This is a genomic window from Kaistia defluvii (assembly GCF_040548815.1).
GTDB classification, from domain to species: domain Bacteria; phylum Pseudomonadota; class Alphaproteobacteria; order Rhizobiales; family Kaistiaceae; genus Kaistia; species Kaistia defluvii_A.
Genome location: NZ_JBEPSM010000002.1, coordinates 317,804 through 326,932 on the forward strand (window position 1 = coordinate 317,804; position 9,129 = coordinate 326,932).

Sequence of the window (9,129 nt, forward strand, 5' to 3'; positions counted from 1 at the left end):
AGTTCGCCGGGTCCCAGAAGAACGTGGGGTCGCCACGATGTGGGGTCACGTGGTCGCAAACGGTGGCTATCTCGGTGAGCCCTTGTTCGTCGCACTTCACACAGAGCGGGTGCGCCTTCAAGTGTGCGGCTCTCGCCTTCTTCCATCGGGCCAGCCCGTACCAAGCGCGCCAAGGCTCGTCACGGTGGCTGTCCATGGTCACGGCCGGACGTCGATGTCTGGCAGGATCGCCGCCGGCTTGAAGACCACGCGATACCGGTAGGTGCTGACCGGCTGCGGCTCCAACTGCTCGACGAAATAGGTCACGTTGTCCGACAGCCCGAGGAAGTGCTTCTTGAATTCGCCCGGCCCGGTCTTGCAGGTGATCGACACCTCGCGGGCCTTGTCATTGTTGCCCAGCGAGCACAGGCCTTCGATGCTCAGCATATAGTCGCCAGTTATGCCGTTGTAGAAGACGACCCGGCGATTGACCTCGAACATGTCCGCCGCGCGCGACAGGTTGCGTGATGCAACGTCGGCATCCGTGGTGCAGCCAGCCAGAGCGGCGGCAGCAATCATCGCCAGAATGACGGACTTCAGCATCAGCATTCCTTCGGGGATAATGCAGCCAGGACTTGGCGTCCGAGGAGGCCGAGTGACGACGGTGTGGGACGGCACGACAGATAGCGCCCGTACCGCAGAGCCGCTATTCCGAGGGTGGTTAGGATCACGCGGGTAGGTTTGTCGTACCGGGGCGCCCCCGTGTTGCAGGCGTGTCAGGTGCCGGTCCACCATCGCGATGCTGATTCGAACAATGGAGGCCTCAATGACCCACGACGCTAGGCTGCCGAAGGGCGGGTTTATCGATAAGATCCAGTTCGGAGAGAGCATTGATGGCTCGACGCGCGTGAACTTTCGCGCCTCGCTCTCCTTTCCAATGGACGGGGAACTGGCAGATACTGTTTTGATCGTGTCCTCTCACACCTGGGTGCCGAGTGATGAAACGCTCCCCGAGGTCAACAAGGCCATCCTTCGTCATCTCGCAGACTTTTTGCGTAGCGCGGGCGGCAGCGGCCTCGAAGAGATCGAACAGGCGCTGCGGGCGAGCGCGGAGCGGATGGCCAGTCAATAGCGGGAGCCCAAAAGGGGTGGTAGTGGCGAGATCCACCGCGGCAACGACCTCATGGATCATCGCGCGGGCCAAGCGCCCCGCGATGATCAAATACAGCCACTGGAGCGGATCACGCGGGGGCCTGCCGCAAGCCATACAAACCAAGCCGGCGGCGAGACGTTGGCGATCCTCGGTGATCCTGACCTGTCGATCTCGTCGGCCTGCCGAGACCCGACCTGAGACGAGGATTTGAATGGTTCATACTCCTACGGAAATCGCTCAATGGATGGCCGAGGAGATCCACAGGCTCGGGGAACTCGCACAAGTCGATGCTATCGCCGCCGTAGCGAAGAGGTTCGGTAACCGGTTTATTAAAATCAATGAGCGTGGCAACTACGCTTTGGCACCCATGATCCTCAAAGAGTTCAGAAAGGTTTCGGAGGCCTCGATCGTGTGGGATCGAGAGCGAAAGAGATGGCGCCCTCGTCGCTCTGATGACGAGCTGGGCAGACAACAGAACTGACTTCAGTTCAGGTCTGGCAGCGCGCTGCTCGCTCCGAGTTGCGCTCGCAGCATGAATCTCAGTTGGGCTACTGCCGCAGCCAACTTCGGCCCTCGCGCGTTGTTAGCGATTGGTATGAAACTTAACAGAGGGCAAAATCTGACGGTGACTGACTATATCCGGTCGAGCATCGACCAATATCGACAAGCAATTTTCTCACTCCGCCAAAGCCAACAACTTATGCGCATCAGGGCCACCCAGCGCTGGGAACTAAGGGATGGTCAGTGGATCGACATCACGGAGCAGCATTTGGCAGAAATTGAGGTTCGCTTGGGACGGTTGTCCAGGTTTCTGGCGCTCTACGAGCGGTCCGAGACGATATAGAGGTCGGCTAAGCAGCCGTCGCGAGATTGCGGTTGTTCTGGACAATGGCGTCGCTCAACGAGGAGTCCATGGTCCCGTCAATCCTGAACAGGCCATGGGACCAGAAATCTCCCTTGCGACCATTCCAGGCGGGACTGTCGATCACCGGGTACCAGCACACGCCATTGACGCCGTGCCCACCTCGAGCTGCCTGTTCGCACTGGTCCAGGACGTATCGCAACCATGCTCCCTTACTTTCGTGGTGATGCGCTGGATGGCCATCATGATGGCTCGTCTCACTCAGGACTATGGGGCAAGAGAGGTGCTGGGCAACATTAGCTATGCAGCGAGCAATCTGCGGGCCCTTAAAGTGCGGATAGTGGTTAATCCCAACCACGTCTATGAACTCCCGGCTGCCCCCGATTGATCCCGCTGAGGCTCTGCCAGTCAGCAGATCGACCGCCTCAAACTGCCATCGCCCGCCTTCAAATGGATCGCAGTATAGGAATCGGGCATCGGGCCGAGCTTTTCGTATCGAGGTAATTGTCGCGATCTGGGCACGCGCCAGTTTGCGCTTCAATTCATATCCGCGCCGCCTGACGCCCGGTGACCATTGACCCACCTGGCCGCAAAAATGCGCCGTGATACTTGGCTCGTTGACGGGACAGACCCAGAGTCGCTGCCCGTACTCTTTCGAGATGGTTGCGATACGGCGACCGAACTCCGCCAAAAGTTCGGGGAAGAACGGGTCGAAGGGACTTACGCCGATCGGAAATCCGAAATGGACGAGATCCCAGATCACTTCCACTTCCGCCTCAGCTGCGACGCGAAAGGCGCGATGAATTGGTTCCTCTTCCCAGCGACCAGGCAACAGAATTTTATGCCAGGGCAGTCCGGACCGAATTGTATAAATGCCGAGGGATTTAAGCATTTCATAGTGGCCCCGGACAGCCGCCCCGACGTGCCCAGTACCTTCGTGCATGTCTTGCCGGCGGCCCTTCAACGGACCCCTGGGCCAGACGATTGATGCGCATTCGAACCCGGCTTGAAGGAAAGACTGGAACATCAGGGATCGCTCCGAAGACCGAAGGGTCACAGAGTACGATTTTAGCGATGGCGTTAAGGTCCTGTCCCAGGCCCCTATGCCGCAGTCTGGGCTCGGCCATTCTCTTCTGACTCGGCCACCTTCCGCAGCCGCTGCTGAAGCGGGTCGAGGACAGGGGTGCACTCGAACCGCGTCTCAGAATTTCAGGCATGGTTACGATGGCGGGAAGCGACGAGCTTCTTCCCTAGGGGGCCGGCGGTGATCCGCGCTGTCGCCCAAGTCTCCGTCTAGGACAATAGACCTAGGCGATTATTCCTATCGTGTCAAGCCGCCTCCTTGATCTCGACCCACTCCGGCGGGATCTCCATTGGCGTCTTCTGCCGGAAGACCTCGACGATGGCACGGATGAGTCCGCCTGTGGTGACGCCAACCACGACGCCAGGCAAGCCGGAGAATGGGCCTTCGGTCAGGGTGATCGCACACCCCTCGTGGAAGCGGATGGCCGTCGTCTCGCGCCGGGTCCGGCCTTCCTGCCCACGCTTCACGCGCGCGGCGTGCGTGTCGTCGAACAACAGGTCGGCTTCGGCCTGCTTCAGCGTGTCGACCTGGGCATCAGCGATAGGCCAAGGCCGGCCGTCGAGCGACAGGACGCCGGAAATGCCTTCGCAGGCCTTGAGGCGCATCCAGTTCGGTTCACGGTCGCCACCGGTGACGAAGATGTAGCCCGGCAGGAGCGGGAAGCGTCTGGTGATGATCTTCTTCGTGCGGTGGTGGCGAAGCTCTTTCCGAACGCGTGGCAGATAGGCACCGAAGCCTTCGTCGGCTAGCGCGCGCTCGACAACGGTTTCATCCTGGCCTTCGGCCGGGACGGGGCCGCGGTGGCGAGAGGGGCGGGTGGCGCCAGCACGGAGATAGCCGACATACCAGTTCGAGGTCGTCATGGTGTTCCAAGCTCCTGATGATCGAGAGGCCTCCCTCGTCGTCGTCCGCGATGTCACGGTCTGTCCGCGTGACATCGCGGACACGAAACGGCAGTGAAACGTTGCATCGCCGTTGCAGGCTGTTGCGTTACCGAGCGTTACAGCAACGGGCGTGACGTCACGCGTGACGCTTGGTGACGTCACCGTGACGTCACCAGTGACGGGCGCACGCCGCGTCTTACCCCTCTGAATTAAGACGCTTTCAGACGCCTTCAGCGCGAGCGGGCGGCGACAGCCGCACCGCGATGCCCCTTTCTTCCAAAATCTCTTAGGAGATTTCTTCAGAAGGTTTCTTCGTGAAACCTCAGAGGTTACAGGGGGTGAAACCCTAGAGGTTACAGGGGGTGTAACTTCTAGGGTTACAGGGGGTGAAACCTCAGAAGTTACACCTAGCCGAAGTCGCATGGCTCTGGCCCCTGCGCTTGGTTGGCGGCTGCCTCGATCGCGGCGAGTGACGGCTGGCCCTCGGCTTCTATCTGGGATCGACGGTAATAGGCGACATAGCCAGTATCGGCAGACGCAGGGATCTCTACTTCGTAGCGGAAGCCCAAGGCGCGCTCGGCAGCGACCATTGCCGCTTTCCCCTTGGCCGTGTCGCCTGACATTCGCTGGTCGTAAGACGTCGCCGCAAGGAAGGCTTGAAAGCCCTCGCGTTGCTGCAAGGTGACCAATCCTTCACGCTCAACACGCTTCTGAAGGCGCCTGTCGTCGATCTCTTCCTGACCGGCTCGCGCCTCCGCAAGACCGGTTAGGTCCAGCATATAGAGCAGGGTCCGGCCGGCCTTCGTCGTGTCGGTGGTCAGCGGGTCGCCGACGATCGACTTGGTCAGAATTCCGGCCTCGTGAAGAAGGCGCAGGTGCTTGTTCACTGCCGGCCGCGACATGCCTAGGCGAGCGGCCACGGTCCCTTGTCCGAAACGGCACATCCCATCAGGCCCCATATAGTCGGCCAGGACGCAAAGCACGCGCAGCGCGGCCGGGTGGTCAGGCAGCTCGATCGCCGCCTTCGCTAGCCCGCGCAAGACGAGCAGATAGCCGTAGGGCTTGGTCTTTTCCTGCGTCGCCATGTTCACCCGCAATGATGCCTGTCGCTTGCCTGCCGGAGGTAACGACGCCGAGATTCCGACAGACACCAGCGCGCCGGTCGCCAATTCATAGGCGTGGCATAGACGCGTTCAGGCGGATCCACGCGGTACCAGACCTTGTCAGCCGCCATGAAGTATCGCGCCGGATCGCGAGGGAAGTGCCCGGCGATATCGTTGAACAGCAACTCGGATACAGTGCCGTCGGGTCTCGCCTCGCACATCGGCCGCCATGGGTTCTGTCGGTCGTATTCTTCGCGCGCGCGGCGCTCTGCTATCGTCATGCCGACCTCGCGAATGTGGCGATCGACAGCACCACCGCCAGAATGGAAAGGGCAGTCATGGCCGTGTCGACGGTGGTCGACCGAGCCATGCCGTTTGCGAAGACGGCGAGCGCCGCGCAGGTCAGGATGCCGCCTGCAAGAGCGTTGTGAAACCAGGTCATGCAGCGCGCCCTTTCTTGTGTGCCTCGCGATGGTGTAGCCGGCAGAGCCAGCGAACCTGCATGGGCCGATCGTAGTCGTCGTGGTGGCCGTCAGCAGGCTCGGCGCCGCAGACCTCGCAGGCGCACCGCTGGATCAGTCCCTTGCGGATGGCCGACCGCAAGGCCGAGTGCGCCCACATGGCTTTCGGGTTGCTGTTGTTCCAGCGGGCCTGTGAAGACAGGCGCTTCTTGGTCTCATCTGTCATGCGTATGACCTCGGCAGTTCCGAACCGGTTCCGAACCATTTCCGCCAAATGGGGAAAGGGGGCGAGTTAAGAGCGGCCGATTTCCCCTTTTCGGAGAAACGGCCAAAAAAAAGAAAGGGGGCTTAGGATGGGGGAGAAAGCTCATGCAGCGCGCTCCATCCGGAATTTCCGAGCGCGCTCGACCTTGTCGGTGGCGAACGTCATGGCTTGCAGTTCGCTGTCGCCTGCATTGATCTGATAAGCGTGGGTTGAGCGGAAGAGCGCCCAGTCGGTTTCAGACCAGTCGGGGTGCAGCTCCTCGCGCGCGTGTGCATGCGTAAGAGCTATACTTTCCTGTCCAGAGCCACTTACTGAAGGCTGCGGCTTCGGCTCCTGTTCCGGTTCCTGCTCCTGATTAGGCATAGGCTTCGGGGAGGCTTCGGTGAAGGATACTGGCAAGGCTTCGGCAAAGGCTTTCGTCTTGCCTTGCAGAAAGCCTTTAGCCCTTTGAATCGTCAGGGTTTTCAGGCGTCCTTCCGGTATCAGATCCAGCGACGCAGCCCACGCCTTGACCACGTTGGGGCTCTCTGGCGGGTTGTATTTCAGGAAGTTGGGAAGGGCGACGCATCGGGCCTTTTCCTCGTGCTCAATCATACCCTTCTCCAAGGCTTCCCCGAAGGCTTCCGCAAAGGCTTCGGTGGTCCAGCCCTTCTCTGCAGCCAGACCGGGAATAGTCGCCCGCATCGCACCGAGGGCCGTCATGCTTGGGTGCGTAAGCACGAAGATGAACGCGAGTTGGCCCGCGTCCGAGAGGCCGCAGAACTTCTCGTCGTTCCATATCCGGGTATCGATCTTGCGATACCTGCTCATGCTGTATCTCCGATGAAGCCGACGAGGCCCTGGCTAGAGAGATCAAGCCGCATGCGGTTGACCTCGCCTTGGGTCAGGCAGGTGGAAGTCACCGGGGGCTGGCCCCGGCGACGAACAGTTACGGCCCAGCCGGCGCCCCGCTTCGCGATCACGAAATGCGACTTGTTGGCGATGGCTTCTGGCAGGTTCGGGAACATTTCCTGGCGGGTGGGGGCGGTCGTGCGGCGCCTCGCCTGGGCTTGGTGGGGGGCGATCCCGAGCGCGCGTTCCTCTGCGTCGAGCAGCTTGAAAGCGAGCCGGAACAGGATGCGTAGGAGGAGCAGGCGGATTAGGCTCATTGCACCAACCCCCTGCGGATCAGTTCGGCCTTGAGGGCGCGCGCGTCCGCTTTGCGGTCATGGCGCCACGCTCGCGCCAGCTTCAGCTTGTCGGGGTTGAGGGGGTAGGGCTCGGACACGTCGAGGCTGGTGACGGTCGCGTCCCTGCCGTCTTTCCAGCCGCCCACCATCAGGACGATTGCGTGGCCCTCGGCGAAGACTTCGTCGATATGCGCCGCAGCGCGTTGCTGTGCGGTGCTCATGCCCGCTCTCCCGTTTCAGGGAGGGGGATGAATGCGGTCGCAAGTTTGCGCAGCGTCACCGCGAAATCGGGGTCTATGACCAGGACCTGGGACCGCAGATCATCGTTCACGAGGTAGTTGACGATATAGTAGGCGAACGGGCCGTCGGGGTCCGTTTGTACTACCGGCGTGAACCGCTCCGGCATGTGCTCCACGAAATCGAGCAACTGCTGGACGTCGATGCTAGCCAAGGGCGAGGGGGTTTCTTGCGGCGGTTGCTGTGAGGCGTTCATGCGGCAGCTCCCTGGTCCACCCAGAGGGCGGCTCCCGCCAAGTCGGTAAAGGACAGCACCGGGGCGTCGGCCCGGTAGAAGCAGATGACGAGCAGCCGGCATGAATTGGTGCCGAGATCGCGCACGTCTATTGTCAGACCGTGCTTCCTCGCGCGGGGCTTCAGCGCCGCCAATAGATCGAGTTGTTCCGATGACCACAGTTTGTGGAGCGCGAGGTTTCTCATCCTGCTGATGCCCCCGAAAGCTCGTAGAGGGCATCGCAGAGCGTGCTCATCTTTCGCGCGGCTTCAAACAACTCGCAGGAGATGAATGCCAGCCCCTCGGCCCGTTCTTGGTCAAGCGGCCCTGCTTCCGTCAGGGCGTCATAGAGGATGGCCGCGAAGCCACGTAGGTTGCGCATGTCCGTCTCGTAATCCGCGACGAGATTGAACAGGGCGGGATGCGCGATGGGCGTTTCGGCGATGGCGCTCATGCTGCCACCGCCTTCTGCGCGCCCAATACCGCGTCAACGTCATCCCGCGCGCCCTTCACAAGCTTGGAGGCGTAGTGCAGGACTGCCCTGATGGCCTCGCGCTCTTCGGACTGCATCATCGCTTCGGCAGCCATCCAGATGGCTTCCATCAGATGAGCAGCTTCGGACAGGTGGTCCGAGACGTAGACGAGGCTTGGGGCACTTGCCCCCTTGGCCGCGGTGGTGCTATCGGTGTCCATGTTCATTGCGATTTCCTGGGAGGAAGTGGCGGGAACGCGGCTCGGCGAGGGTGCAACCTCGACCGGGCCTTTCTTTTGTCTGAAGCAGGGCGCTGTGACGCTCATGCTGCGGTCTCCATGAAGAAACGCACCAGCGCGCCATGTTCGGCGACCCAACGCCTGCCCACTTTCTTTGCGGGCAGTTCTCCCCGCTCCAGCATGTTAAAGGTCGATCGCGGGGACCGTCCGATCACCTTTGAAATGGAATCGGCGCCCCAGATCAGGGTAATCGCTGGGGTCGAAGTGTCAGTACCCGTCATTCGGTTGCTCTCCTCTGTACTGATTTGGCATTACAGAGGATGACGGCGTTAACCACGTCGGTCAAGCGCTCGCGGATCCTTATTTGCACTTTTTTTCTAGTGCGTGTAATGGATGGGAATTACCGGGAGAAAAAAGAAATGGCACGTAACACCGTGAAGGTCGGGAAGTCCGAAACACTCACCATCAGGTTAGACCCTAAGACCAGATTCATTCTCGAATATCTGTCGCGTCTCAAAGGGCAGACCATCACGACCGTTGTAGAGCGGGCTATAATTGAGATGGCGACGGAGACACTATTCCGATCGAACGGTAAAGATTTGACGTGGCAAGATTTGTGGGACGTCAGTGAGGGCGTTAGATCACTTAATATTGCTGGTCATCATCAGTTCTTTCCGACTTACGACGAAGAAAAGCGGTTGGAGTTCACGAAAAAGCACTGGCCGTTCTTTTATTTGGACTATATGTTTAACAAATTCGACCGTCCATATATCGAAGTACTTTGGCCGAGGATCGACGAGTTCATTCAAATTCACGAGGAAAGCCGTGCCACCAATTATTTCGAGGCAGGCCGGCAAATGAAGAAGGCCCTTGAGGCAGCCAACATCGAACCACCAGTTTGGCCGCCGACTGTTGGCGACGGTCCACAAGAGATTGTCCCTTTTTGA

Annotated in this window: 16 protein-coding genes; 3 read left to right on the forward strand and 13 right to left on the reverse strand. The window is 60.2% G+C overall.

Features of this window, described 5'->3' with window-relative positions; genetic code table 11:
* Positions 1 to 198: 198 nt before the first annotated feature.
* Positions 199 to 582, reverse strand: coding sequence for a hypothetical protein (locus tag ABIE08_RS14585; protein WP_354552134.1), 384 nt, complete (start codon positions 580 to 582; stop codon positions 199 to 201).
* A gap of 223 nt (positions 583 to 805) precedes the next feature.
* On the opposite strand from ABIE08_RS14585, the gene ABIE08_RS14590 reads away from it, so the two are divergent.
* Together ABIE08_RS14590 and ABIE08_RS14595 are read left to right on the forward strand one after the other, a co-directional pair.
* Positions 806 to 1,111 (forward strand): hypothetical protein, encoded by a 306-nt coding sequence (locus ABIE08_RS14590; protein WP_354552136.1) that lies wholly within the window; start codon positions 806 to 808, stop codon positions 1,109 to 1,111.
* Positions 1,112 to 1,343: 232 nt separating this feature from the next.
* Complete coding sequence (locus ABIE08_RS14595; RefSeq protein ID WP_354552138.1) at positions 1,344 to 1,613, forward strand: DUF6953 family protein; 270 nt, start codon at positions 1,344 to 1,346, stop codon at positions 1,611 to 1,613.
* Positions 1,614 to 1,983: 370 nt separating this feature from the next.
* On the opposite strand, the gene ABIE08_RS14600 is transcribed toward ABIE08_RS14595, so the two are convergent.
* The 12 genes from ABIE08_RS14600 to ABIE08_RS14655 form a co-directional block, all read right to left on the reverse strand.
* Positions 1,984 to 2,886 (reverse strand): hypothetical protein, encoded by a 903-nt coding sequence (locus ABIE08_RS14600; protein WP_354552139.1) that lies wholly within the window; start codon positions 2,884 to 2,886, stop codon positions 1,984 to 1,986.
* Positions 2,887 to 3,323: 437 nt separating this feature from the next.
* On the reverse strand, positions 3,324 to 3,941 hold the full coding sequence (nusG, locus tag ABIE08_RS14605) for a transcription termination/antitermination protein NusG (RefSeq protein WP_354552141.1): 618 nt from the start codon (positions 3,939 to 3,941) through the stop codon (positions 3,324 to 3,326).
* A 428-nt stretch (positions 3,942 to 4,369) separates the two neighbouring features.
* Entirely contained in the window at positions 4,370 to 5,047 is a 678-nt protein-coding gene (locus ABIE08_RS14610; RefSeq protein WP_354552143.1) for a helix-turn-helix domain-containing protein, read from the reverse strand.
* A 295-nt stretch (positions 5,048 to 5,342) separates the two neighbouring features.
* Complete coding sequence (locus ABIE08_RS14615; RefSeq protein WP_354552145.1) at positions 5,343 to 5,507, reverse strand: hypothetical protein; 165 nt, start codon at positions 5,505 to 5,507, stop codon at positions 5,343 to 5,345.
* On the reverse strand, positions 5,504 to 5,752 hold the full coding sequence (locus tag ABIE08_RS14620) for a hypothetical protein (RefSeq protein ID WP_354552146.1): 249 nt from the start codon (positions 5,750 to 5,752) through the stop codon (positions 5,504 to 5,506). The genes ABIE08_RS14615 and ABIE08_RS14620 overlap by 4 nt, the downstream gene beginning before the upstream one ends.
* A gap of 141 nt (positions 5,753 to 5,893) precedes the next feature.
* Complete coding sequence (locus ABIE08_RS14625) at positions 5,894 to 6,601, reverse strand: hypothetical protein (RefSeq protein ID WP_354552148.1); 708 nt, start codon at positions 6,599 to 6,601, stop codon at positions 5,894 to 5,896.
* A complete protein-coding gene (locus ABIE08_RS14630; protein WP_354552150.1) occupies positions 6,598 to 6,939 on the reverse strand; it encodes a hypothetical protein in 342 nt (113 codons plus the stop codon). Before ABIE08_RS14630 ends, ABIE08_RS14625 begins: the two co-directional genes overlap by 4 nt.
* The gene (locus ABIE08_RS14635) at positions 6,936 to 7,181 is read right to left on the reverse strand and encodes a hypothetical protein (protein WP_354552151.1); all 246 of its coding nucleotides are present in this window, start codon (positions 7,179 to 7,181) and stop codon (positions 6,936 to 6,938) included. Before ABIE08_RS14635 ends, ABIE08_RS14630 begins: the two co-directional genes overlap by 4 nt.
* The gene (locus tag ABIE08_RS14640; protein WP_354552153.1) at positions 7,178 to 7,453 is read right to left on the reverse strand and encodes a hypothetical protein; all 276 of its coding nucleotides are present in this window, start codon (positions 7,451 to 7,453) and stop codon (positions 7,178 to 7,180) included. Before ABIE08_RS14640 ends, ABIE08_RS14635 begins: the two co-directional genes overlap by 4 nt.
* A 220-nt stretch (positions 7,454 to 7,673) precedes the next feature.
* Entirely contained in the window at positions 7,674 to 7,925 is a 252-nt protein-coding gene (locus tag ABIE08_RS14645) for a hypothetical protein (protein WP_354552155.1), read from the reverse strand.
* Positions 7,922 to 8,170: a hypothetical protein gene (locus tag ABIE08_RS14650; protein WP_354552157.1), complete on the reverse strand. Its 249-nt coding sequence runs from the start codon at positions 8,168 to 8,170 to the stop codon at positions 7,922 to 7,924. The genes ABIE08_RS14645 and ABIE08_RS14650 overlap by 4 nt, the downstream gene beginning before the upstream one ends.
* 95 nt (positions 8,171 to 8,265) lie before the next feature.
* Complete coding sequence (locus tag ABIE08_RS14655; protein ID WP_354552158.1) at positions 8,266 to 8,463, reverse strand: DNA-binding protein; 198 nt, start codon at positions 8,461 to 8,463, stop codon at positions 8,266 to 8,268.
* 138 nt (positions 8,464 to 8,601) lie between these two features.
* On the opposite strand from ABIE08_RS14655, the gene ABIE08_RS14660 reads away from it, so the two are divergent.
* Positions 8,602 to 9,129, forward strand: coding sequence for a hypothetical protein (locus ABIE08_RS14660; RefSeq protein ID WP_354552160.1), 528 nt, complete (start codon positions 8,602 to 8,604; stop codon positions 9,127 to 9,129).